We start from the raw sequence: 22,620 nt of genomic DNA, 5'->3' as shown, positions 1-22,620 counted from the left end.
ATGAACGAAGCGAAGAAGCTGCGTCGCACTTCGACGGGCGGCTACGCACGCGGCGACGAGACGCGTCAGCGGATCATCGAGGCCGCGATCGAACTGTTCGGCGAACGCGGGTTCGCGGGCGCGTCGACGCGCGACATCGCCGCGAAGGCCGGCGTGAACGCGCCCGCGCTCCAGTACTACTTCGAGAACAAGGAAGGCGTTTACCGCGCGTGCGTCGAGTCGATCGCCGAGCTCGCCTGGGAGGTGTTCGGCCCGGCGGTCCAGCATGCGCGCGCGATGCTCGATGCGAATGCGGACGCGGATGCGCTGATCGATGCGTTCGTCGGCCTGCTGCTCGCGCTTGCGGACCGGATGTTCACGGCGCCGAAGACGATGAACCAGCGAATGTTCTTCGCGCGCGAGCAGAGCGGGCAGGAGCCCGCGAGCGCGAGCGAGATCCTGTTCAGGCGGATGCGCAAGCCGCTCAACGACGTGAGTGCGGAACTGATCGGCCGCATCTCGGGCCGGCCCGCCGACGATCCCGTCACGCGCCTGCGCGCGCTGAGCCTGTTCGGCCAGTTGACGGTGTTCCACGTCGCGCAGCGCTCGGCACTGCAGTTGCTCGAATGGGAATCGTTCGATGCAGATGGCGCCGCGCTGCTGAGCACGACGATCGCCGACCAGACGCGCCTGCTGCTGCGGCAGTGGCATGCGCAGCGCGAGGCGTCGGCGGTCGATTCGGCGCAGCCGGACGCACGGACCGCGGCCACGCGTGCGGCGAAGCGCGTCGCGTCACCGGCTGCCGCGTCGACGCGCGGTGCGAAGTCCGCGTCGCGGGCGAAGAAGCCGGCCGGACGCTGAGCGCGCATTGCCAGCGGGCTGGCACGGCGCCGGCCCATGCCTGCGCATCTCAGTCGGGCTTGCGCGTCGGTTCACCGGCTGGCTGCTGCTGCGCTGCCGTCTCTGCGGCGCTGCCGTCAGCGTCGCCGCTGTCGCTCGGCGGCGGCCCCGCCTCATACGCGACGACGCTGCGCTGCGGATTCGCGATCCGGATCCCGCGCTCACGGAACGTCTCCGCGATCCGCCGGTTGAATTCGCGCTGCACGCCCCAGCGCGCCGAGTCCTTGCACTGCACCTGTCCCGCGAGCGCGATCGCCGCGCCGTCGACCTGATCGATACCCCAGTAGCTGAAGTCCGACAGGATGCCGTCCTGGTATTTCGGATCCTCGCGCAGCGCCGCGCCGATTTCCTTGAGCGTCGCGACCGCGAGGTCGATGTCCTCGCCGTACGCGATGCTGACCTTGACGGCCGCGTTGCCGAGCCCGCGATTGGTGTTGTTGACGGTGGTGACCGAGCTGAACGGAATCGTGTACAGCGAGCCGTCGCCGCCGCGCAGCCGCACGGTGCGGATCGACAGGTATTCGACGGTGCCCGATACGCCGGCGAGCGTGACCCAGTCGCCGACCTGCATCGCGTTTTCCATCAGCAGGAAGATCCCGGTGATGAAATCCTGCACGAGCTTCTGCGACCCGAAGCCGAGCGCGACGCCGAAGATGCTGGCGCCCGCGAGCAGCGGGCCGACGTTCACGCCGATTTCGCTGAGCCCGGTCAGCACGACGACGAGCGCGATCATCACGAACAGCAGCGTGCGCAGCATCGGCAGCAGCGTGCGCAGCCGCGCGGCGCGCACGAAGTTGCCTTCGCGGGTCCAGCGCTGCAGGCGCCGTTCGATCGCGATGTTCGCGGCCTCCCAGACGACGAGCGCGACGACCGCGGCGATCGCGATCGTCACGAGCGCCGACGCGAGCCGGTGGCCGATCGTGCCGGTCTGGAACGCGCGGAACACCGGCACGCCCCAGATCTGCAGCAGCAGCGTGACGGTCACGATGGCGATGACGGCCGATACGATCTGGCGCAGCAGCGGGTAGTAGCGGTACGCATGGAGATGGACCAGCGTGCGGTCGTCGTCGCGCTGCTGGAACAGCCGCGCCAGCGCGCCGAACACGACGATCGACACCATCCGCATCGCGATCATCACCGCGATCGAGCGTCCGCCGAGCGTGATCAGCACGCGGTAGCCGTTGTGCACGTCGAGCGCCCACACGAACCACAGCGCCATCACGACGAACACCGATACGGGCGCCCACGCATCCGCGAGCGCGTTGCGGACGACCGCGAACGTCGGCCGGTCGTCGCCGGTCGCGCGAATCCGCGCGGCCACCGGACGGCGGCACTGCAGGATCAGCACCGAGATCATCACGTGTCCGATCAATGCGACGGCCTTCAGCAACGCGACGTGGCCTGCCTCGCTGAGACCGAAGTTCGCGGCGATCTCGGTCGCGGCCGTGCACGCGCCGACGACGATCACGATGCGCGCAATCGAGCGCTGCGCAAAGCGGGCCCATGCGTCGCTGATATGCAACAGCCGCAGTTGCCGCGCGTCGGGCTGGAAGAACAGCCGGCTGACGATCGTGATCAGCCGGCAGATTACGTAGATGTCGATCAGCGCTTCGAGCGCAGCCTCGGCCGGCGTGCCGGCGTCGGCGACCACCGACATCGCCAGGCCCGCGACGCCGACGAAGACGAGCAGCGGCACCGCGCGCAGCACGAGGCTGATGAGCGCGCGCGGCATGCGGTGCAGCAGCGTGCTGTGGCGTCGCGCGTGACCGCGGCCTTGCGACGACGATGGCGTGGCGTCGGGCGAGCCGGGCGGCGGGGCGTCGTCCGGGTGCGGCGCATCGTCGTCGTCAGGAGTGTGTGGGCCCGCTGCGTTCGGGCGCGACGTGCCGGCGCGGCGTGCGGCCAGCGCGGCCAGCGCGCGCCGCAGCAGGCGTCGCGCGAGCCATTCGCCGACGAACGCGGGCGCCAGCACGGCGACGATGATCCACAGTGCATGCGCGAGGTCCGCGCGTGCGTCGGCGCGCACCAGCTTGTCGCGCCACCAGTTGCCGACCGAGCCGACATCGAGCAGCGAGTGCAGCGACTCCCTCAGCGCATTGCCGATGCTGACGGCCCAGTGCGAGCCTTGGCGGACCAGCATCGACGCGAGTCCGTTCGACGTCAGCGCGGCCGGTGCGGCGGCCGCCGAGGCCGCGCTCGCCGCAGCCGCGTCGCTCGCCGCGACCGCGGGCGTGCTCAATACGCCGACGGCGGCGATCGCACGCAGCGTCGTTTCGACCTGTTCGCGCTGGTGCGGATTTTCCAGCACGGCAAGCGCCTGCCGGGCCTGTTGCGGTGTCAGCGCGGGTTCGGCGCCGGAAGCGGCCGACGCGGCGGCCGGTGCAGCAGCGGCCGCGTGGGCGGCCGTGACGACGGCGGCAAGCAGCCAGCCGAGGAGGATATGTCGCATGAGTTGGCATGCGGGCGCACATCGGCGCGCGGCCCGCCGAGCTGGACGATGGACGGAAGTTAACATGATCCCGGCTCGAACCGAATAGTTCCGCAGACGAATCTGCGGGCGGGGCTTTTCGTATCGTGGCTCGGCGCCGCGATGCGCGTGCATCGAGCGCCTGACTGTTCGCGCATCGACGGCCGATCGCGCGGATGTCCGACGCAGACTGTCGGCCGGGCTGTCAGTCAACAGTCGTTCCTGTCGGTTCGTAAGGTATCGGCGGCCTGCGGGGTGCCGACGCAATCAATGCGCATCGGCAGGCACGAACCGTGCTCCGCCGGCATCGTTCCGGCGAACGCAACGTCTTCGCATTCCTGATCGATCACGCCGGTTCGTCATGAAACGCCGGCAACACATGCGCGGCGATCTCCTCGATGACCTCGCGTACGGGACGATCCGCATGCAGATTCAGCGTCACATGATGCACGCCGGCCGCGCGCATGTCCTGCAACAGCCCGATCAACGCGCGCCGCCCGGTTGCATAGCCGAGCGGCAAGGCGGTGGGCGGTGCATCGGGATTCGCATCGAGATCGAGCCGCATCGCCACGCCGAACGCGCGAAACGCTGGCGATGCGAGGCGGTCGACGGCCGCGCGCCACATCGAGTGGCGCGCACGCTGCGTATCGGGATCGCGGTGATACGTGAGCCAGCCGAGCGAGTGGCGGGCGATCCAGTCGACGCTCTGTCCGCCGGAACCGACCGCGAGCAGCGGAACTGGCTCGGCGCCGGCCGGCAGCAACGCGAATTCGGGCGCATCGGGCGGCGCCGCGTCGGGCAGCACGCGCGACGGTACGCCGAGCGCGCTCGCGACGACTTCCCAGTGGCGCCGATAGCGTTCGCGCCGCGTGTCGGCGTCGACGCCGAAGGCCGCATATTCGGGCGGCCGGTCGCCGGATCCGAGACCGAGGATGAAACGTCCGCGCGACAGCGTCGCGACCGACAGCGCCCCTTTCGCGATGTGCAGCGGATGGCGCAGCGGCAGCACGATCGCGCCGCTGGCGAGCGCGATGCGTTGCGTGCGCGCCGCCAGCGCACCGAGCAGCACCCACGGGTCGAGATGGCCGACCGGATCGGGGTAGTCGGCGCTGTTCAGCGGCACGTCGCGCACCCACAGCGCGCGAAAGCCGAGCGCATCCGCGAGCGCCGCGAGTTCGACCTGCTCGTTGAAATCCGCGACGATATCGCCGCTGCGCAGCAGCGGCAGCGTCAGTCCGATCGACAGCCGGCCGGCGGAGAAGACGCGATGCGCGATGTCGGAACGGTTGCGGGGGGATGAGGTCATTGCATGCCCGGGTAGCAGGGCGCAGCGAACGCGTGCGCCGGTTTGGGGGTGATGGGTCGTGCGTACGTGGGTGGCGGTGATCGACGCTTCACGCACGTTCCTGCCACTGCAGGCCGACGATGCCCGCGACGACGAGCGCCATGCACAGCAGCCGCCCGGCGGCCGCGGGTTCGTGGAACCAGACGATGCCGACCGCCGCGGTACCGGCCGCGCCGATGCCGGCCCAGACCGCATAGGCGGTGCCGAGCGGCAGTACGTTCAGCGTGAGGCTCATCAGCCATACGCTTGCCACGGCCGCGACGATCGAGATCGCGCCGGGCACGAGTTTCGTGTAGCTGTCGGACAGCTTCATCGAGACCGAGAAGACGATCTCCAGCAATCCCGACGCGAGCACGATCGCCCATGCGGCGATCGAACCGGAAACGGCGATCATCGGCGAGCCCTCCAGTCGGACGGTATCGTGAAGCCTGCCGGCGCGTCGTCCGAAAGTCGCGTCGGGATGCGTCGAATCCGGCGACGCTACGCGATGCGCAGCGTCGTGCCGCGCAACGCGAGGCCGAGGCGCGCCGCGACACGCCGCGAGGCAAGGTTGTCGCGGTCGGTGCTGTAGAACAGCGTGCGCGTGCGTAGCGACGGCAGTCGCGACCAGCCCTCCGTGACGGCGGCCGCGAGCCCGCGTCCGCGAAACGCGGGCGCCGTCGCGACGCCGAGTTCCGCACCGACGTCGGACAGCCGCGCGGCGAACGCGACCGACGCGACCTCGCCGCCGACGACGGCCGCGCACCATGGCGACCACAGATCGTCGACGCCGCGAAAACCCATCGAATGCAATCCTGCGGGCATGCCGTGCGTCGCCAGCGATTCGCGCAGCTGCCGCCCCGCGTCGCTGTCGCCGTCGATCAGCGCGACGCCCGCACCGGCGTCGCAGCGCAGCGCGTGCGGCAGCGCGTAGACGAGCCCGACGTTCCAGTGCTCGACGGGCGCGAGCAGATGCAGATAGCGGTCGAGATGGGCGGGCGTTGCGCGATCGAAGAACGGCGGCTCGCTCGCGGCGACGCGCGCCAGCTCGGCGGCGATGTCGTCGCGCACATCGGCGCGTACGCCGCACAGGTTGCCGCTTGCGCATCCGCCGAGCCAGAAGCGCGGCCCGGGCGAACGGTCGGGGTCGTTCTCGCGTTCGATCCGGCGCTGCGCCGAGCCGGTGTCGTCGCGCAGCCGGAACAGCGTGCGATAGTCGATATCGAGCCAGTCTTGGTCGTTGAGCATGCGTCGAGGCAGAGATGAGTCGGGCGTGGCGGCGTGGGGCAATTGTAAGCGGACTCGATGGGCCCGCGCTGCCGCGCCGATGCAACGGCCCGGCGCTCGCTCCGTTGCGCCGGGAGTCGGCGCAGCGACCGGGCCGGCCCGGCCGCCGACGATCGCGCAGCCCTCGCGCCCGTTTCAGTTTCGAAACGTTCGCGGCGCGCGAGGTGCGCCACGGCCGTTGCGACCGGCCGCATGGCCTTGCGCCGCGATGCATGGTGCGCTCCTTGCATGTCTGTCTGCGCCATGAGCGCGAGCGCCGGCGCAGTGTTGCCGGCAGCCGCTTCAGTAGGTCGGACGCATCTGAGACGGGGACAACAGAATGAAAACACACCGCATCGCAACCTACCGTGTTGCAAACATGAATCGCCGACCTGCCCGGGTGTTCGCTTCGCCGTCATGCGCGGCGACGTGAGCGCGCGGCATTCAGTTCGATCCGAACACTCGGGTTCTTTCTGGACGTTGACGTGCATGCGTGACGCACGAGGCCGACAGGTGCCGGTCGGCCATCGGGGATATCCCCGCGGGCGCGCGCAAACGGGCACGCACGTCTTCCGGACCGTCTTGCCGTCGCGCGCTGCGCGCGCCTGCCGTGCGCCCCGGGCGCGTGCGGCATTGCGTGCCGGCGCCGATGCGCGACGCGAGGGAGGACCGGGCCGACGGCGCGGCGACAGGCGCGACACCGGGACCGGTCAGCGGGGGTTGCCCCAGGGATCGTCCGCCGGCATGTGCGGGCGGACGCGGCAACGCAGTCGTGTAGTCAGTTGATCCACTACCCCGATGGATCAATTGTTGAAGCGCCCGACCGCTGCGCAGCGGTCGGGCGTCTTTTTTGCAGCGGCGGCGCCCGCCCGATCGCACGCCGTTCTGTATCATGTGCTGGCGTGCCGGCCGCTCGCGCAGCGGCGCGACCTGCCGGCGCACTCCGCTCACGCGCCGCCGTCATGAACGATACCGCCTTGCACGATCCCTCATCCGTTCCGGCCGATCCGTCCGCGCTCGATGCGCTGCACGCCTTCGTCGAACGTCATCCGCGCCTGTTCGTGCTGACCGGCGCGGGCATCAGCACCGACTCCGGCATCCCCGGCTATCGCGACCGCAACGGCCAATGGATGCGCTCGCCACCGATCCAGCTCCACGAATTCCTCGGCTCCGACGCGGCGCGGCGGCGCTACTGGGCGCGCAGCATGATCGGCTGGCCGGTCGTCGGCCGCGCGCAGCCGAACCGCTCGCACGCCGCGCTGGCGCGGCTCGGTCGCGCGGGGCGCATCGAGCGGCTCGTCACGCAGAACGTCGACGGGCTGCACCAGCGCGCCGGCAGCGGCGACGTGATCGAACTGCACGGCGGCATCAACGGCGTTACCTGCCTCGACTGCGGTGCGCATCACGAACGCGCGGCGATCCAGGCCGTGCTCGAAGCGGACAACCCCGAGCTGCTCGGCGCGCAGGCCGAACCGGCCGCCGACGGCGATGCGCATCTCGAATGGGCCGCGCTCGACACCTTCCGCATCCCGGCATGTCCCGCGTGCGGCGGCCTGCTGAAGCCGGCCGTCGTGTTCTTCGGCGAGAACGTGCCGCGCGAGCGCGTCGCGCTGGCGTCGCAGGCGCTCGACGCGGCCGATGCGCTGCTCGTCGTCGGTTCGTCGCTGATGGTGTATTCCGGCTATCGCTTCTGCGTCTGGGCGCAGGCGCAGCACAAGCCGATCGCCGCGCTCAATCTCGGCCATACGCGCGCCGACCCGATGCTGGCGCTGAAGGTCGAAGCGCACTGCGCGCCCGTGCTCGATGCGCTGAACGCACGGCTGGGCCTCCCCAACGATGCGGCGGAGCATGCATCATGAGCGGCGCGACGTCGTCTCCCGATCCGTCCGAACGACTGTCGGCGCCCGCGGCCGAGCGCAATCGCGGGCCGATCCTCGACGTATTGCGCCGCGTGCTGCCGGCCAGCGGCCGCGTGCTCGAAATCGCGAGCGGCACCGGCCAGCACGTCGTCCATTTCGCGCATGCGCTGCCGGCGCTGCGCTGGCAGCCGAGCGATCCGGACGCGCAGGCACGGCGTTCGGTCGCCGCGTGGATCGCGCACGCGGGCGTCGCGAACGTCGACGCGCCGCTCGCGTTCGATGTGCGCGACGCATCGTGGCCCGCCGGGCCGTTCGATGCGATCGTCTGCATCAACATGATCCATATCTCGCCGTGGGCCTGCACCGAAGCGCTGTTCGCGGGCGCCGCGCGCGTGCTGCGGCCCGGCGGCGTCCTGTTCCTGTACGGCCCGTATCGACGCGAAGGGCGTCACACGGCGCCGTCGAACGCGGCCTTCGACGCGCAGCTGCGCAGCCGCGACCCGGCGTGGGGCGTGCGCGATCTCGAGACGGTCGTCGCGCTCGGCCTCGATCGCGGGCTCGACTGCATCGAGGTCGTCGAGATGCCGGCCAACAACCTGAGCGTCGCGTTCCGGCGCCTGCCGCACGCGGAGCAATGACACGCCGGCGCGCATCGCGGCCGGCTTTCCACTATCCTTTCGCCTGTGCGCGCGGCCCGGCTCGGGTCGCGCCCCGTTTTTTCCGGAGAATTGACTAATGGGCAAACAAGCAATCGGTGTGATCGGGCTCGCGGTGATGGGCCGCAATCTCGCACTCAATATCGAGAGCCGCGGTTATGCGGTGTCGGTGTACAACCGCAGCCGCGAGAAAACCGACGAACTGATCGCCGAATTCCCCGGCCGCAATCTGGTGCCGACCTATACGCTCGAGGAATTCGTCGCGTCGCTCGAAACGCCGCGCCGGATCCTGATGATGGTGAAGGCCGGCGAAGCGACCGACGCGACGATCGCGTCGCTCAAGCCGCTGCTCGAGAAGGGCGACGTGCTGATCGACGGCGGCAACACGCATTTCACCGACACGATCCGCCGCAACCAGGAACTCGCGCAGTCGGGCCTGCACTTCATCGGCACCGGCGTGTCGGGCGGCGAGGAGGGCGCGCTGCACGGCCCGTCGATCATGCCCGGCGGCCAGCGCGACGCGTACGACCTGGTCGAGCCGATCCTCAAGCAGATCGCCGCGAAGGCGCCGTCGGACGGCGAGCCGTGCGTCGCATACATGGGCCCGGACGGCGCGGGCCACTACGTGAAGATGGTCCACAACGGCATCGAATACGGCGACATGCAGCTGATCGCCGAGAGCTATGCGGTGCTGAAGCAGGTCGCGGGCCTGACGAACGAGGAACTCGGCGCGGTGTACACCGAGTGGAATCAGGGCGAGCTCGACAGTTACCTGATCGAGATCACGTCGAAGATCTTCGGCAAGAAGGACGACGAAACCGGCAAGTACCTGGTCGACGTGATCCTCGATCGCGCCGCGCAGAAGGGCACCGGCAAGTGGACGAGCCAGAACGCGCTGGATCTCGGCGTGCCGCTGCCGCTGATCACCGAGTCGGTGTTCGCGCGCGTGCTGTCGTCGCTGAAGACCGAGCGCGTCGCGGCCAGCAAGATCCTGTCGGGCCCGGCCGCCGCGCCGTTCGACGGCGATCGCGCCGCGTTCATCGAGGCGGTGCGCCGCGCGCTGTACCTGAGCAAGGTGATTTCGTACGCGCAGGGCTTCGCGCAGCTGCGCACGGCGTCGCAGGAATACGGCTGGAACCTCGACCTCGGGACGATCGCGAAGATCTTCCGCGCGGGCTGCATCATCCGTGCGCGCTTCCTGCAGAAGATCACCGACGCCTATGCAAACGACGCGGCGCTCGCGAACCTGCTGCTCGACCCGTACTTCCAGGACATCGCCGCGAAGTACCAGGCGTCGCTGCGCGACGTCGTGATCGCCGCGGTGAAGGCCGGCGTGCCGGTGCCGGCGTTCGCATCGGCGGTCGCGTATTTCGACAGCTACCGCTCCGAGCGGCTGCCGGCGAATCTTGTGCAGGCGCAGCGCGACTTCTTCGGCGCGCACACGTTCGAGCGCACCGACAAGCCGGGCAGCTTCCACGCGAACTGGTCGTAAGGGCCGTGCGAGACCGGCATTGTTGCGAAATTCTATTCTTTGAGTAGGGTTTTTCGGTGCCGGATCCCGGAATTGTTGGCTTCCGGGAAACAGTGTTTTCGTTCTTTCATGGTTTTCCCTAGGTGATCGCGAGACTAAACTCTGTTCCATCGCTGCAGACATGGTGTGTGCGGCGGAGCAAAAAAATCTCGGAGGTCATCATGAAATCGCTGATCGCAACGTTCGCTGCAGCTGCCGTTCTCGCCGTCCCCGCCGTGTCGTTCGCCCAACAGAACGCGCCTGTCACGCGCGCGCAGGTCAAGGCCGAGCTGGCCGCCCTGCAACAAGCTGGCTACAAGCTCGGCAGCGACCGCACGAACTACCCGGAAGGCATCCTGGCTGCTGAAGCGCGCCTGAATCCGCAACAGAACGTCGCCGCCGCCGACACGACCGGCTACGGCGCGCAACCGGCCGCTGCGCAGGAATCCGGCGCTCCGGCCAAGGCCAAGACCGGCTGGCAAGTCAAGCGTATCGCTGACGACGCCCCGATCTACAAGGGTCGTTGATGCTGCGGCCGCCTCGGCGGCCGGATCCGACCCCATGCAGTACCCGCAGCCCGTCGTTCCGTCATACGGAACGGCGGGCTGTTTTCATTGGTGTGGCGAATGGCCGCGCCGGCCGCGTCAGTGCAGCGGCCGCTTGCCGCGTCCGAGGTCGCTGAACAGCGCCGCAGCCGGCTCCAGCATCTGCAGCCACGATTCGTCGTAGCCGCTCAGCGTGTCGAGTGCGTCGCGCAGCCGCTCGACCGCGAGGATCGGCAACTCGACGCTGTGGCGCGTGCCGCCCGTCAGGTGCGTGACGCTCGCAAGCTGGATCAGCGCGTCCGCGGCCTCGGCGACGTCGGTCGCGAACAGCAGGTGGCGGTTGAGCAATTCGACGAGGCCGCTGGATCCGGCGAAATCCTCGGCGTTGAGCTGCACGGAAAGAAACGTCGCGTTGTTCATGTCAGGTTCCTCGTTGTCGTTGGTCGGACCGCCAGTTCGAGTATAGGAGGCGATCGCCGGCCGGCCGGGCGGCAGCGTGCGCAAGCCGGGCCGACGGCTCGCCGAATGGCCCGCCCGGCAAGGCGCGGTGGCGATTTCGCGGCGCTGCGGCGGGCCGCGCGGCGCCGCAAGATTGTTGCCGGGCCGGGCGGCTGTCGCGGGCCGGACCTCGACAAATGGTATCTTTGCCGGTCGGGACGACGCGAAAAAGGGCCGGCGAGCCCGTTCGTACCGATGTCCCGCTGTGGAAACCGATCGCCGCTGGCGCGGTCGGATACTGGTTGGTCCGGCCGTCCGGCCGGACATCGTGCGTCGCATGCCGGAGGGCGGTGGGCGGCGCGACGAGGCAAATCCGGGAGGTACCTTGAGAAAAACGATTCCCATCCACGATGCCGTTGTGCGCTGGCTGCCGCAGGCGGCGTTCGTCGTCGCGGCCGCTGCGCTGACGGGCTGCACGATGACGCCGTGGACCGACAGCTGGCAGCCGGCGCGGCCGCCGGCGCCGATGACGGCCGCCACCCCGGGCGTGCTGGCCGGCTATTACCGCGTCAACCCGGGCGATACGCTCGCGGGCATCGCGGGTGCGTACGGGCAGCGCGTGCAGGACGTCGCGAGCTGGAACCACATGGCGCCGACCGACGCCGTGACGCCCGGGCAGGTGCTGCGCGTCGCGCCGCCGCCCGCCGCGACCTCGCTCACGCCGCCGCCGGCGGCGGGCGCGCAGCCCGGCTCGCTCGCGTGGCCGGCCACCGGCGTCGTGGCGACGCCGTTCGCGGCCGGCAAGACGCGCGGCGTCGTGATCGCCGCGTCCGGGCCCGACCATACGGTGCGGGCCGCGGCGAACGGGCGCGTCGTCTATGCGGGTTCGGGCGTCAAGGCCTACGGCCCGCTCGTGATCCTGAAGCACGACAACGGCCTGATCACGGCCTACGGGCATAACGGCAAGCTGCTCGTCAACGAAGGCGACGCGGTGCGCACGGGTCAGCCGGTCGCCGAGATGGGTACCGACGCGAGCGGCCGCGCGACGTTCGAGTTCGAAGTCCGGCAAAACGGCAAGGTCGTCGATCCGATGGGCTTCCTGCCGCGCAACGGCGGCTGACCGGCCGTCACCCGCGTGTGCGCCGCCCGGCGCACACGTCCCGCCTCATCCTTCCTTGAGCGTGACCGGGCCGGACTGGATCGCATGATTGCCGAGCCAGCGGATGCCGAGTGCGAGCGCCGCCGCGCCGAGCGCGATCATCGAGCACTGGATCGCGACCGGCAGGTAGCCGTGCGGTCGCGGGTCGACGAACGGGTAGGGATACCAGTTCTCCAGCGCGCCGCGCACGAGCGTATAGCCGAGATAGACGACCGGGAAGCCGAGCCAGGCGAACGCGCTGCGCCGCGGGATCGGCGAGCGCGGTTCCACGTACAGCCAGTCGCACAGCATCACGAGCGGCACGATCCGGTGCAGCACCCAGTTGTTCAGCGCCGGCGTGACATGGCGCAGCGCATCGAGCCGTGCGAGCAGCAGTTCGTAGACGATCGCGGTGATCAGCATGTACAGCACGGCGGCGCCGCGCATCGATTCGTAGCGGGCCGAACCGGGGCGCGTGATGCGCCAGAGCCCGGCGGCGAGCATCGCGGCCGCGTAGAGGCTGCTCAGCTGCGTGAAATAGCTGAGGTAGTTGCCGAGATGAAACGTCGGCATGTTCCAGTAGGTGGCGACGCTGTGCAGCGTGGTGGATACCGCGAGCAACGCGACGATCAGCCGATAGGCCGCAACGAAGGACGCTTTGCTCATGATGCGCGCGCGACGTCGACACCAAAGCTCCATCGTGCCACAGCCGTTTGCGCGTGCGATGCGGATTTTCCATATGGTGGTTCGCCCGCAAGCATGGGCGCAGCCGATTCATCGGATATTTGACCGCGCCGTGCAAAACCTGCCGCGCGTGCGGCTACAATCGTGGCAGCGCGCCGGGCGCCGGCCAGCCGCGGCGCCCGTTCATCCCCGCATATAACGACGAGACCGAGCATGAGAAACATCCTCGCGAAACAGGTGCGCTACAGCTCGCCCGCGATCTTCTTCCACTGGGCCATTTTCCTGCTGGTCGCCCTGGCGTACCTGGCGATCGAGATACGCGGACCGAAGGGCAGCGACAGCCGCGCGTTCTGGATGAACGTGCACCTTACCGCCGGGACGTTCGTGCTCGTGCTGTCGGTGCTGCGCGTGCTGTGGCGGGCGGTCAGCCGCGTGCCGGAACCCGTGCCGCAGCCGGCGTTGCTGAGCTGGCTGGCGAAGCTCGCGCACTTCGCGCTCTACGCGTTCATCCTTGCGCAGCCGCTGCTCGGCATCCTGATGATCAATCTCGGCGGCAAGCCGGTGTCGCTCGACTGGCTCGGCGTGTCGTTCACGCTGGTCGGCCCCGACAAGGCGCTGCGGCCGACCATCAAGGAAGCGCACGAGCTGATCGGCAACGCGTTCTATTTCGTGATCGGCCTGCATGCGCTGGCCGCGCTCTATCACCATTTCGTCAAGCGCGACGACGTTTTGCGGCGCATGGCGCCCTAGGGCGCGTTCACGCGCAGCGACGTCGTCCGCACGTCGATCGGGGGCGCATGGTTGCGTTGACAACCATGCGCCCCCGATCCGTTTACCGGCGCCTGCGGCTGGTCATCGCGGCGAACATTCTGTAACATCTCGGCTGCTTTTACATTCCGCTTACTGGCTGCCGCGCATGCTGCATCGACATCGTCATCTGACCGCCTGGCTCGGCGTGCTCGCGATCTGGTTCGCGATCGCCGCGCCGCTGGTGTCGCAGTGGCGGGTCGCGCAAGCGGCGACGCCCGATGCGGTCGTCTGCAGTGCAGAGCACGGCGCGCATCGGTCGGCCGAGGCGGGTCGCATGCACGATCATGCCTCGCATCTCGCCGCATGCGGCTACTGCGGATTCTTTGCGCACAGTCCCGCGATCGGCGGCCCCGCTGCCGCGCCGTTCGCTTCCTCTCCCGCTTCGTTCGCTTCCGCCGCCGCGCCGCACGTCTTCGCGGCGCGCGCCGAGCGCTATCCGCGCGCCTATCCGCGCGCACCGCCCGAGCGCGCCTGACGCGCTTCGTTCCGTTCTTTCTCTCGCCGATATCCGTGCGACCCGTCGTGGTCGCGCGGAGGGCGTCACTCGGGCTTTCGATCATGACCATTTTCCAGTTGCGCGCGCCGCGGGCGTCGCGCAATGCCGCTGCGCCGCGCCTGCCGCGCGTGCTGAAACTCACCGTTCCCGCGCTGGCCGCCAGCGTAATGACTGCCACGGTCGCCGCCGCCGAAACGGCGCGCGCGGCCGCGATGCCGCCGGACGAGGCGGGCACGCTGCTGCCGCCCGTCGAAGTCGTCGCGTCGCCGCTGACGACGCCGCTCGTCGTCGTCACGGATCCGAAGACGCCGCGTCAGCCGCTGCCCGCCAGCGACGGCGCGGACTACCTGAAGACGATTCCGGGCTTCACGTCGATCCGCAGCGGCGGCACGAACGGCGATCCGGTGCTGCGCGGGATGTTCGGCTCGCGGCTGAACATCCTCGCGAACGGGATGCCGACGCTCGGCGCGTGCCCGAACCGGATGGATGCGCCGACCTCGTACATCGCCCCGGAAAGTTTCGACAAGGTGACCGTCGTGAAGGGGCCGCAGACCGTGCTGTACGGCCCCGGCGCATCGGCCGGCACCGTGCTGTTCGAGCGCGTGACGCCGCGCTTCGACAAGCCGGGCATGCGCTTCGACGGCAGCGTCGTCGGCGGATCGTTCGGCCGCAACGACCAGAACATCGACGTGACGGCCGGCACGCCCGACGTGTACGGCCGCGTGACCGCGAACCATGCGCATGCGCAGGACTACAAGGACGGCAACGGCAACGTCGTGCCGTCGCAGTGGGACAAGTGGAATGCCGATGCGGCGCTCGGCTGGACGCCCGACGACCATACGCGCGTCGAGCTGACGGCCGGCACCGGCGACGGCTATGCGAAATATGCGGGACGCGGGATGGACGGCGCGCATTTTCGTCGCGAGACCTTCGGGCTGTCGTTCGACAAGCGGCATATCGGCGAGGTGCTCGACCGCGTCGAGGCGCGCGTGTACTACAACGAAGCCGATCACGTGATGGACAACTACACGTTGCGGCAGCCCGACCCGACCAGCAGCATGCCGATGCGGATGGCGGCCGAGGTGCGCCGCCGCACGTTCGGCGCGCGCGCGGCGGCGACCTTCCGTTTCGGCGACGACTTCAAGCTCGTGACCGGCGTCGACGCGCAAACGAACCGGCTCGATTCGCGCTCGGCGATGGGGCGGCAGAACTATGGCGACCAGCCGTGGAACGCGCAGGCGACGATGTGGAATGCGGGCGCGTTCGGCGAACTGACGTGGTACGCGAGCGATGCGTCGCGCGTGATCGGCGGCGCGCGCGTCGACTATGCGAGCGCGCGCGACAAGCGTGCGGCGACGAGCGGGATGATGACGAGCCGGCCGAACCCGACCTTCGACGACGATCGCGGGCGCGTGCTGCCGAGCGGTTTCGTGCGCTACGAGCGCGATCTCGCGTCGCTGCCCGTCACGTGGTATGCGGGGATCGGTCATGCGGAGCGCTACCCCGACTACTGGGAGCTGTTTTCGGCGAACCGCGGGCCGGCCGGTGCACTCAATGCGTTCTCGGCCGTGCAGCCGGAGAAGACCACGCAGCTCGACATCGGCGCGCAGTACAAGAGCGATCGACTCGACGCATGGGTGTCCGCGTATGCGGGCTACGTGCAGGACTTCATCCTGTTCAACTACGCGGCCGGGATGATGGGGCCGACCACGCAGGCGACCAACGTCAACGCGCAGGTGATGGGCGGCGAAGCGGGCGTCGCCTGGCGGCCGCTCGCACCGCTGCGCGTCGAGACGTCGATCGCCTACGCATGGGGACGCAATGCGACGAGCGGCGATCCGCTGCCGCAGATGCCGCCGCTCGAGGCGCGCTTCGGGCTCGAATATACGCGGGGCGCGTGGTCGGCCGGCGGCCTGTGGCGGGTCGTTGCGCCGCAGCATCGGTATGCACCGAACGAGGGCAACGTGGTCGGCAAGGACTTCGGTCCGAGCGCGGGGTTCGGCGTGCTGTCGCTGCATGCGCAGTACAACGTCAGCAAGACCGTTCAGGTCTCGGTCGGCGTCGACAACGTGCTGAACAAGGCCTACACCGAGCACTTGAACCTCGCCGGCAATGCAGGCTTCGGCTATCCGGCGAATGCGCCGGTGATGGAGCCGGGCCGCACCGCGTGGCTGCGCGTCAGCGCGAAGCTGTAGCGCGCCGTGCGCGTGTGCGATGCAGCATCCGCATCCGCGCGCACGACCCCGCCCGAACGGGCGGGGCGCGTCAATCGATTAGAGAAGCGTGTCTAGTCGGCACGCAAACGTTCGCGACTCGTGCTTCACTCGCGCTTCGATACATGGCGTGCGCGCGACGGGGCCGCCATGCGTCGATCCGATCTCATTCGCACCGGCAGCACAATAATCAGGAGAACATGCATGGCCAGATCGATGCTTTCCAGGGTGGCAGCAGGGGCAGTGGCGTGCGCGATGAGCGTTGCGCCGTTCGCAGGAGCCGCCGCGTTGACGATGGCCGCGACCACGCGCGCGGCGCAGGCCGCGACCGCGCCGGCCGATGCTTATGCGGCGACGCGCTATCCGATCATCCTCGTGCACGGCCTGACGGGCACCGACAAGTATGCGGGCGTGCTCGACTACTGGTACGGCATCCGCGAGGATCTGCAGCAGCATGGCGCGACCGTCTACGTCGCGAACCTGTCGGGCTTCCAGAGCGACGACGGCCCGAACGGGCGCGGCGAGCAGCTGCTCGCCTACGTCAAGACCGTGCTCGCCGCGACGGGCGCCGCCAAGGTCAACCTGATCGGCCATAGCCAGGGCGGTCTCACGTCGCGCTACGTCGCGGCCGTCGCGCCGGATCTCGTCGCGTCGGTGACGACGATCGGCACGCCGCATCGCGGCTCCGAATTCGCGGACTTCGTGCAGGGCGTGCTCGCGACCGATCCGACCGGCCTGTCGTCGTCGGTGATCGCGGCATTCGTCAATGTGTTCGGGATCCTGACGAGCAGCACGCACAACACGAACCAGGATGCACTGGCGGCGCTCCAGACGCTGACGACCGCCCGGGCCGCCGCCTACAACCAGAACTATCCGAGCGCGGGGCTCGGTGCGCCGGGCAGTTGCCAGACCGGCGCGCCGACCGAGACGGTCGGCGGCAATACGCACCTGCTGTACTCGTGGGCCGGCACCGCGATCCAGCCGACGGTCTCGGCGTTCGGCGTGACCGGCGCGGCGGATACGAGCACGATTCCGCTCGTCGATCCGGCGAATGCGCTCGACCTGTCGACGCTCGCGCTGCTCGGCACGGGCACCGTGATGATCAATCGCGGGTCGGGCCAGAACGACGGGCTCGTATCGAAATGCAGTGCGTTGTACGGGAAGGTGCTGAGCACCAGCTACAAGTGGAACCATCTCGACGAGATCAACCAGCTGCTCGGCGTGCGCGGCGCCTATGCGGAAGATCCGCTCGCGGTGATCCGCACGCATGCGAACCGGCTGAAGCTCGCGGGCGTGTGATCGATGGCCGTGCGTGACGGACGCGCGCCGCGCGTGCGGCGTGTCGTGGCCTATGGCGTCGTGGGGCTGGCGGCGGTTGCCGGCGTCGCGATGTGGAGCGGGGCGGCCCGGCAGCGCGGTGCCGACGCCGCGCACGCCGCGCCGGATGCGGCGGATTCCGCCGGGACGTTCGCGATGTCGCCGCCGGCCGCCGTGCCGGCGGGCGCGAGCCTGCCGGCGCCGCTGGCTGGTTCCAGCGCACCGCGCTTGCCGCTCGATGCAGGCGGCCATCTCGCGAAGACGCGCGCGGTGCGCGATTTCCTCGACTACTGCCTGACCGCGCGCAGCGATCTCGATGCGACCGCGCTCGACGCGCTGGTCGTGCGCGAGATTGCCGCGCAGCTCGACGGCACGATCGCGCAGGCCGAGGCGCTCGACGTGTGGCACCGGTATCGCGCCTATCTCGACGCGCTGGCGAAGCTGCCCGATGCGGGTGCGGTCGACAAGTCGGATATCGGCGCGCTGCAGCTCGCGCTCGACCAGCGCGCATCGATCGCGTACCGGACGCTCGGCGACTGGAGCGAGCCGTTCTTCGGCGCGGAACAGTGGCGGCAGCGCTACGATCTCGCGCGGCTGAAGATCGCGCAGGACCGCTCGCTGACGGACGCGCAGAAGGCCGAGCGGCTCGCGGCGCTCGCGCAGCAGATGCCGGCCGGCGAGCGCGCCGCACAGCAGCGGATCGAACAGCAGCAGGCGGCGATCGACCGGATCGCGCAGTTGCAGAAGAGCGGCGCGACGCCCGACGCGATGCGTGCGCAACTGACGCAGACGCTCGGCCCGGAGGTCGCCGCGCGCGTCGCGCAGATGCAGCAGGACGATGCGTCGTGGCAAAGCCGTTACGCGGACTATGCGGCGCAGCGTGCGCAGATCGACGCGGCCGGGCTGTCGCCGCAGGCGCGCGACGCGCAGGTCGCCGCGCTGCGGCAGCGCATGTTCACGAAGCCGGGCGAAGCGGTGCGCGCGGCATCGCTCGATCGCGGCGCGGGCGCCGCGCCGTAGCGCACGTCGCGTGCGTGCCGCGGTTACGCCGCGCGCGTGACGGACTGCGGCAGATGCTGTTCGATGATCGCTGCAAGCGTGTCGAACGCGGGGCCGATGCCTTCGTGCGCGACGCATGCATAGCCGAGCAGCAGTCCGCGCCGCGCGGTGTCTGCGCGGCTGTAGTAGCTGGTGAGCGGACGCACGATCACGCCCGCGTCGAACGCGCTCTGCGTCACCGCGCGATCGTCGCAGGCGTCGGGCAGCCCGAGCACCAGATGCAGACCGGCTTCGTCGCCCATCACCGGCAGCGCGTCGCCGAAACGCGCGTGGATCGCGTCGATCAGCAATTGCCGGCGCTCGCCGTACAGCGTGCGCATTCGTCGGACATGAGAAGTCAGGTGGCCGTCCATGATGAACTCGGCGAGCACCGCCTGCTGCATCAGCTGCCCTTCGCGATACAGCTCGGACAGCCCGGTGCGGAACGTGTCGACCAGATGCTCCGGCACGACCATGTAACCCATCCTCAGGCCCGGAAACAGCATCTTGCCGAGGCTGCCGACGTAGATCACGCGGCCGCCGTCGTCGAGGCCCTGCAGCGACGCGAGCGGGCGGCTGCCGTAGCGGAACTCGCTGTCGTAGTCGTCCTCGATGATCCAGCAGCGATGCTGGCGCGCATATTCGAGCAGCCTGCGGCGCCGCGCGAGGCTCATCACCATGCCGAGCGGATACTGGTGCGACGGCGTGACGAGCACGAGCCGCGGCGGGTGCTGCAGGTCGCCCGGGCTCGGGTCGAGCCCTTCCTGGTCGACTGGCACCGGCACGAGCGCGAGGCCGGCGGCCTGCAGCACGCTGCGCACGCCCCAGTAGCACGGCTCCTCGACCCACGCGCGATCGCCGACATCGGACAGCAGCCGTACCGCGAGGTCGATCGACTGGTGGATACCGGTCGTGATGATCACCTGGTCCGGCGAGCATTTCACCGAACGCGCGACGCGCAGGTAGTCGGCCAGCGCGCGCCGCAGCGGCCGGTAGCCGCCGCCGGGCGCATACGTCAGCAGGTCGGGGTTCGCTTCCTTCCAGAGCCGTGCCTGCAGGCGGCTCCACGTGCGGCTCGGAAACTCGGAGACGTCCGGCACGCCCGGCATGAACGCACCCCACTGGCGGCGCGACACGCCCGCGTGCTCGATCAGCTGGCGGCCGCGCATCGACAGGCCGCCGTGCGCGTCCGGCAGCGGCGTCGGCAGGGCGTCCGCCCCCGACGGCTGCGGCGGCGCCTGCATCGCGGCGGCATCCGGCCGCGTGTCGGCGACGTAGGTGCCGCTGCCGGTCGTCGTCAGCACATAGCCTTCGGCCGTCAGCTGGTCGTATACGTGCAGCACGGTATTGCGCGCGATCGACAGGTCGGCCGCGAGCGTGCGCGAGCTTGGCAGCTTCGTCCCCGGCCCCAATTCCCCGGTCAGGATGGCCTGCTGCATCAGCTGCAGCAGCTGACGGTACATCGGCTCGGACGAACTCCGGTCGAGACGGGCGGACAGCCAGTCGGCGACGATCACGGTATCCAAAGTGGTCCTACTGGGAATATTGAAATGGTTCCCTATTGTAGAACCGTGCGCGCCGTATAGTGGCTCGCATCTCGATAAAGATTGCTGCACAGCAAGGGGACAGCCAGGATGAAGTCCGATGAAGTAATCGTCAGTTTTCGCGGGGTGCGCAAGACCTACGACGGCGAGGCGCTGGTCGTGAAGTCGCTGGATCTGGACATCCGCCGCGGGGAGTTCCTGACGCTGCTCGGGCCGTCGGGCTCGGGCAAGACCACCTGCCTGATGATGCTGGCCGGCTTCGAGTTTCCGACCGGCGGCGAGATTCGCCTCGACGGCGAGCTGCTGAACCAGGTGCCGCCGCACAAGCGCAACATCGGCATGGTGTTCCAGAACTACGCGCTGTTTCCGCACCTGACGGTCGAGCAGAACGTCGCGTATCCGTTGACGGTGCGCAAGCTGGGCGCGGCCGAGCGCGCGGAGCGCGTCGCGCATGCGCTGAAGATGGTGCAGATGGAGCGCTTCGCGAAGCGCTATCCGGCGCAGCTGTCGGGCGGCCAGCAGCAGCGCATCGCGCTGGCGCGCGCACTGGTGTTCGAGCCGAAGCTGGTGCTGATGGACGAGCCGCTGGGCGCGCTCGACAAGCAGCTGCGCGAGCACATGCAGTACGAGCTGAAGGCGCTGCACGAGAAGCTTGGCGTGACCTTCGTGTACGTGACGCACGACCAGGGCGAGGCGCTGACGATGTCGGATCGCGTCGCGGTGTTCGACAAGGGCGTCGTGCAGCAGCTCGACACGGTCGACCGCCTGTACGAATCGCCGTGCAACGAATTCGTCGCGAATTTCATCGGCGACAGCAACCGGCTGCGCGGCACGATCGCGCGCGTCGACGGCGAGTTCTGCGAGTTCCACCTGAACGACGGCACGAAGCTCGTCGGCCGCCGCATCGGCGATGCGGCCGAGGGTGCGCCGGCCGTCGCGTGCATCCGCCCCGAACGCATGAATCTCGCCGCCCACGGTGCGAACGGACACCTCGACGGGCAGGCCGATGCACGCGCGAACGGCGCGGCTGCGAACCGCCTGACGGGCGAGGCGCGCAGCCTGATCTATTTCGGCGATCACGTGCGCATGCGCTGCGCAGTGCCGGGGCAGGACGAATGCTTCGTGAAGGTGCCGCTCGGCACGGGCGCGCTCGACGCGTTTTCGCCGGGTGCGCCGGTGTCGCTGGCGTTCGCGCCCGAGCATCTGCGCGTGTTCGCGTAAGCGCGGCTTCCGATTCCTGCAGCACGTCGTACACAACAAACGGCGCATTTTCACCACGACCACCACGAGCATCACGAGAGGAGAGCACCATCATGAATCGAACCCGCTTTACCGCGCGCCGCACCGCGTTCGCGCTGGCGCTGGCCGTGTTCGGCGCGTCGGCGTCGGCGGCCGAACTCACGGTCGTCAACTTCGGCGGCGCGAACGGCGACGCGCAGAAAGCCGCGTTCAACCAGCCCTTCGAGAAGGCGACCGGCAACAAGGTCACCGCCGTCGAATACAACGGCGAGCAGGCGAAGGTGAAGGCGATGGTCGAGGCGAAGCACGTCAACTGGGACGTGGTCGAAGTCGAGTCGGGCGACCTGAACCGCGGCTGCGACGAAGGGCTGTACGAGAAGCTCGACTGGTCGAAGATCGCGAAGAAGTCCGACCTGATTCCGGAATCGCCGCAGGTTTGCGGCGTCGGCTTCTTCGTGTGGTCGACCGCGCTGTCGTACAACGCGGACAAGCTGAAGACCGCGCCGACGGGCTGGGCCGATTTCTGGGACGTGAAGAAATTCCCCGGCAAGCGCGGCATGCGCAAGGGCGCGCGCTACAACCTCGAGTTCGCGCTGATGGCCGACGGCGTCGCGCCGAAGGACGTCTACAAGGTGCTCGGCACGAAGGCCGGCCAGGACCGCGCGTTCAAGAAGCTCGACCAGCTGAAGCCTTACATCCAGTGGTGGGAGGCGGGCGCGCAGCCGCCGCAGTTCCTCGTCGCCGGCGACGTCGTGATGTCGACCGCGTACAACGGCCGCATCGACGCCGCGCAGAAGGAAGGCAAGAACCTGAAGGTCGTGTGGAACGGCAGCATCTACGACCTCGACTACTGGGCGATTCCGAAGGGCTCGCCGAACAAGGCGCTGGCCGAGCAGTACATCGCCTACACGCTGACGCCCAAGCCGCAGCAGGCCTATGCGCAGCACATCGCGTACGGCCCGGCGAACGTTGCCGCGATCAAGTCGCTCGATGCGAAGACGCTGGCAAACCTGCCGAACTCGCCGAGCAACGGCAAGAACGCGGTGCTGGAGGACATCGGCTTCTGGACCGACCATAGCGACGAGCTCGAGCAGCGTTTCGCCGCGTGGGCGACGAAGTAAGCGTTCGGGTTTGCCGATGCAACCGGCCGCGCGAAGCATGCGTCGCGCGGCATGCCGCCGGACCGCAATCGCGGTC

Annotated in this window: 21 protein-coding genes; 13 read left to right on the top strand and 8 right to left on the bottom strand. The window is 69.1% G+C overall.

The features are described 5' to 3' along the window. Nucleotides 1–840: a CerR family C-terminal domain-containing protein gene (locus WS57_RS09150; protein WP_059601742.1), complete on the top strand. Its 840-nt coding sequence runs from the start codon at nucleotides 1–3 to the stop codon at nucleotides 838–840. Nucleotides 841–889: 49 nt separating this feature from the next. Here the strand turns inward: WS57_RS09150 and WS57_RS09145 are convergent, their stop codons facing one another. The 5 genes from WS57_RS09145 to WS57_RS09130 all read right to left on the bottom strand — a co-directional run bounded on the left by WS57_RS09145 (nucleotide 890) and on the right by WS57_RS09130 (nucleotide 5,918). Continuing rightward, nucleotides 890–3,328: a mechanosensitive ion channel domain-containing protein gene (locus WS57_RS09145; RefSeq protein ID WP_069244075.1), complete on the bottom strand. Its 2,439-nt coding sequence runs from the start codon at nucleotides 3,326–3,328 to the stop codon at nucleotides 890–892. Nucleotides 3,329–3,555: 227 nt separating this feature from the next. Then, nucleotides 3,556–3,696 carry a hypothetical protein gene (locus WS57_RS36925; protein ID WP_155774275.1) on the bottom strand — a complete coding sequence of 47 codons (141 nt, stop codon included), beginning with the start codon at nucleotides 3,694–3,696 and terminating at the stop codon, nucleotides 3,556–3,558. Beyond that, on the bottom strand, nucleotides 3,693–4,652 hold the full coding sequence (locus WS57_RS09140) for an LLM class oxidoreductase (protein ID WP_009693466.1): 960 nt from the start codon (nucleotides 4,650–4,652) through the stop codon (nucleotides 3,693–3,695). The genes WS57_RS36925 and WS57_RS09140 overlap by 4 nt, the downstream gene beginning before the upstream one ends. Before the next feature lie 88 nt (nucleotides 4,653–4,740). Next, nucleotides 4,741–5,085, bottom strand: coding sequence for a DMT family transporter (locus WS57_RS09135; protein ID WP_009693467.1), 345 nt, complete (start codon nucleotides 5,083–5,085; stop codon nucleotides 4,741–4,743). 86 nt (nucleotides 5,086–5,171) lie between these two features. Beyond that, nucleotides 5,172–5,918 (bottom strand): GNAT family N-acetyltransferase, encoded by a 747-nt coding sequence (locus WS57_RS09130; RefSeq protein WP_059513141.1) that lies wholly within the window; start codon nucleotides 5,916–5,918, stop codon nucleotides 5,172–5,174. A gap of 980 nt (nucleotides 5,919–6,898) precedes the next feature. On the opposite strand from WS57_RS09130, the gene WS57_RS09125 reads away from it, so the two are divergent. The 4 genes from WS57_RS09125 (at nucleotide 6,899) to WS57_RS09110 (ending at nucleotide 10,488) form a co-directional block, all read left to right on the top strand. Continuing rightward, nucleotides 6,899–7,795 carry an NAD-dependent protein deacetylase gene (locus tag WS57_RS09125; RefSeq protein ID WP_059513139.1) on the top strand — a complete coding sequence of 299 codons (897 nt, stop codon included), beginning with the start codon at nucleotides 6,899–6,901 and terminating at the stop codon, nucleotides 7,793–7,795. Next, nucleotides 7,792–8,433: a DUF938 domain-containing protein gene (locus tag WS57_RS09120; RefSeq protein WP_009692405.1), complete on the top strand. Its 642-nt coding sequence runs from the start codon at nucleotides 7,792–7,794 to the stop codon at nucleotides 8,431–8,433. Before WS57_RS09125 ends, WS57_RS09120 begins: the two co-directional genes overlap by 4 nt. Before the next feature lie 97 nt (nucleotides 8,434–8,530). Next, nucleotides 8,531–9,943, top strand: coding sequence for an NADP-dependent phosphogluconate dehydrogenase (gndA, locus tag WS57_RS09115; RefSeq protein ID WP_009692404.1), 1,413 nt, complete (start codon nucleotides 8,531–8,533; stop codon nucleotides 9,941–9,943). A 200-nt stretch (nucleotides 9,944–10,143) separates the two neighbouring features. Next, nucleotides 10,144–10,488, top strand: a complete 345-nt coding sequence (locus WS57_RS09110) for a DUF4148 domain-containing protein (RefSeq protein WP_009692403.1) — start codon at nucleotides 10,144–10,146, stop codon at nucleotides 10,486–10,488. Between the two features lie 117 nt (nucleotides 10,489–10,605). On the opposite strand, the gene WS57_RS09105 is transcribed toward WS57_RS09110, so the two are convergent. Next, nucleotides 10,606–10,926, bottom strand: a complete 321-nt coding sequence (locus tag WS57_RS09105) for a hypothetical protein (protein WP_040129901.1) — start codon at nucleotides 10,924–10,926, stop codon at nucleotides 10,606–10,608. A gap of 403 nt (nucleotides 10,927–11,329) precedes the next feature. Here WS57_RS09105 and WS57_RS09100 point away from each other — a divergent pair, with 403 nt between their 5' ends. Next, on the top strand, nucleotides 11,330–12,064 hold the full coding sequence (locus WS57_RS09100) for a peptidoglycan DD-metalloendopeptidase family protein (RefSeq protein WP_040129899.1): 735 nt from the start codon (nucleotides 11,330–11,332) through the stop codon (nucleotides 12,062–12,064). Between the two features lie 45 nt (nucleotides 12,065–12,109). Here WS57_RS09100 and WS57_RS09095 read toward each other — a convergent pair whose 3' ends face one another. Beyond that, entirely contained in the window at nucleotides 12,110–12,748 is a 639-nt protein-coding gene (locus WS57_RS09095) for a Pr6Pr family membrane protein (protein ID WP_009689951.1), read from the bottom strand. Between the two features lie 231 nt (nucleotides 12,749–12,979). On the opposite strand from WS57_RS09095, the gene WS57_RS09090 reads away from it, so the two are divergent. The 5 genes from WS57_RS09090 (at nucleotide 12,980) to WS57_RS09070 (ending at nucleotide 18,622) form a co-directional block, all read left to right on the top strand. Further along, on the top strand, nucleotides 12,980–13,516 hold the full coding sequence (locus WS57_RS09090; RefSeq protein WP_059480600.1) for a cytochrome b: 537 nt from the start codon (nucleotides 12,980–12,982) through the stop codon (nucleotides 13,514–13,516). 166 nt (nucleotides 13,517–13,682) lie between these two features. After that, entirely contained in the window at nucleotides 13,683–14,051 is a 369-nt protein-coding gene (locus WS57_RS09085; protein ID WP_069244074.1) for a DUF2946 domain-containing protein, read from the top strand. Nucleotides 14,052–14,134: 83 nt separating this feature from the next. Continuing rightward, the gene (locus WS57_RS09080) at nucleotides 14,135–16,267 is read left to right on the top strand and encodes a TonB-dependent copper receptor (protein ID WP_069244073.1); all 2,133 of its coding nucleotides are present in this window, start codon (nucleotides 14,135–14,137) and stop codon (nucleotides 16,265–16,267) included. Between the two features lie 222 nt (nucleotides 16,268–16,489). Beyond that, nucleotides 16,490–17,584 (top strand): esterase/lipase family protein, encoded by a 1,095-nt coding sequence (locus WS57_RS09075; RefSeq protein WP_069244072.1) that lies wholly within the window; start codon nucleotides 16,490–16,492, stop codon nucleotides 17,582–17,584. Between the two features lie 3 nt (nucleotides 17,585–17,587). Continuing rightward, a complete protein-coding gene (locus WS57_RS09070; protein WP_059513136.1) occupies nucleotides 17,588–18,622 on the top strand; it encodes a lipase secretion chaperone in 1,035 nt (344 codons plus the stop codon). Between the two features lie 23 nt (nucleotides 18,623–18,645). Here the strand turns inward: WS57_RS09070 and WS57_RS09065 are convergent, their stop codons facing one another. Next, on the bottom strand, nucleotides 18,646–20,166 hold the full coding sequence (locus WS57_RS09065; protein WP_059513134.1) for a PLP-dependent aminotransferase family protein: 1,521 nt from the start codon (nucleotides 20,164–20,166) through the stop codon (nucleotides 18,646–18,648). A 108-nt stretch (nucleotides 20,167–20,274) separates the two neighbouring features. Between WS57_RS09065 and WS57_RS09060 the strand changes: the two genes are divergently transcribed. Beyond that, nucleotides 20,275–21,405 (top strand): ABC transporter ATP-binding protein, encoded by a 1,131-nt coding sequence (locus tag WS57_RS09060; RefSeq protein WP_069244071.1) that lies wholly within the window; start codon nucleotides 20,275–20,277, stop codon nucleotides 21,403–21,405. A 92-nt stretch (nucleotides 21,406–21,497) separates the two neighbouring features. After that, the gene (locus tag WS57_RS09055) at nucleotides 21,498–22,544 is read left to right on the top strand and encodes an ABC transporter substrate-binding protein (RefSeq protein ID WP_040129885.1); all 1,047 of its coding nucleotides are present in this window, start codon (nucleotides 21,498–21,500) and stop codon (nucleotides 22,542–22,544) included. The last annotated feature ends 76 nt before the right edge of the window (nucleotides 22,545–22,620 follow it).

It is taken from the genome of Burkholderia pseudomultivorans (assembly GCF_001718415.1).
Taxonomy (GTDB): Bacteria; Pseudomonadota; Gammaproteobacteria; order Burkholderiales; family Burkholderiaceae; genus Burkholderia; species Burkholderia pseudomultivorans_A.
Note: the sequence above shows the minus strand (reverse complement) of the source record. Positions and strands in the feature narration are given on the sequence as shown.

Excerpts from the sequence above, each read along its gene's own strand:
- WS57_RS09110 (WP_009692403.1), top strand. The coding sequence starts at position 10,144 with ATGAAATCGCTGATCGCAACGTTCGCTGCAGCTGCCGTTCTCGCCGTC.
- WS57_RS09075 (WP_069244072.1), top strand. The coding sequence starts at position 16,490 with ATGGCCAGATCGATGCTTTCCAGGGTGGCAGCAGGGGCAGTGGCGTGC.
- WS57_RS09150 (WP_059601742.1), top strand. The coding sequence starts at position 1 with ATGAACGAAGCGAAGAAGCTGCGTCGCACTTCGACGGGCGGCTACGCA.
- WS57_RS09145 (WP_069244075.1), bottom strand. The coding sequence starts at position 3,328 with ATGCGACATATCCTCCTCGGCTGGCTGCTTGCCGCCGTCGTCACGGCC.
- WS57_RS09085 (WP_069244074.1), top strand. The coding sequence starts at position 13,683 with ATGCTGCATCGACATCGTCATCTGACCGCCTGGCTCGGCGTGCTCGCG.
- WS57_RS09090 (WP_059480600.1), top strand. The coding sequence starts at position 12,980 with ATGAGAAACATCCTCGCGAAACAGGTGCGCTACAGCTCGCCCGCGATC.
- WS57_RS09080 (WP_069244073.1), top strand. The coding sequence starts at position 14,135 with ATGACCATTTTCCAGTTGCGCGCGCCGCGGGCGTCGCGCAATGCCGCT.
- WS57_RS09105 (WP_040129901.1), bottom strand. The coding sequence starts at position 10,926 with ATGAACAACGCGACGTTTCTTTCCGTGCAGCTCAACGCCGAGGATTTC.
- WS57_RS09060 (WP_069244071.1), top strand. The coding sequence starts at position 20,275 with ATGAAGTCCGATGAAGTAATCGTCAGTTTTCGCGGGGTGCGCAAGACC.
- WS57_RS09130 (WP_059513141.1), bottom strand. The coding sequence starts at position 5,918 with ATGCTCAACGACCAAGACTGGCTCGATATCGACTATCGCACGCTGTTC.
- WS57_RS09095 (WP_009689951.1), bottom strand. The coding sequence starts at position 12,748 with ATGAGCAAAGCGTCCTTCGTTGCGGCCTATCGGCTGATCGTCGCGTTG.
- WS57_RS09140 (WP_009693466.1), bottom strand. The coding sequence starts at position 4,652 with ATGACCTCATCCCCCCGCAACCGTTCCGACATCGCGCATCGCGTCTTC.
- gndA (WP_009692404.1), top strand. The coding sequence starts at position 8,531 with ATGGGCAAACAAGCAATCGGTGTGATCGGGCTCGCGGTGATGGGCCGC.
- WS57_RS09135 (WP_009693467.1), bottom strand. The coding sequence starts at position 5,085 with ATGATCGCCGTTTCCGGTTCGATCGCCGCATGGGCGATCGTGCTCGCG.
- WS57_RS09120 (WP_009692405.1), top strand. The coding sequence starts at position 7,792 with ATGAGCGGCGCGACGTCGTCTCCCGATCCGTCCGAACGACTGTCGGCG.
- WS57_RS09125 (WP_059513139.1), top strand. The coding sequence starts at position 6,899 with ATGAACGATACCGCCTTGCACGATCCCTCATCCGTTCCGGCCGATCCG.
- WS57_RS09070 (WP_059513136.1), top strand. The coding sequence starts at position 17,588 with ATGGCCGTGCGTGACGGACGCGCGCCGCGCGTGCGGCGTGTCGTGGCC.
- WS57_RS09055 (WP_040129885.1), top strand. The coding sequence starts at position 21,498 with ATGAATCGAACCCGCTTTACCGCGCGCCGCACCGCGTTCGCGCTGGCG.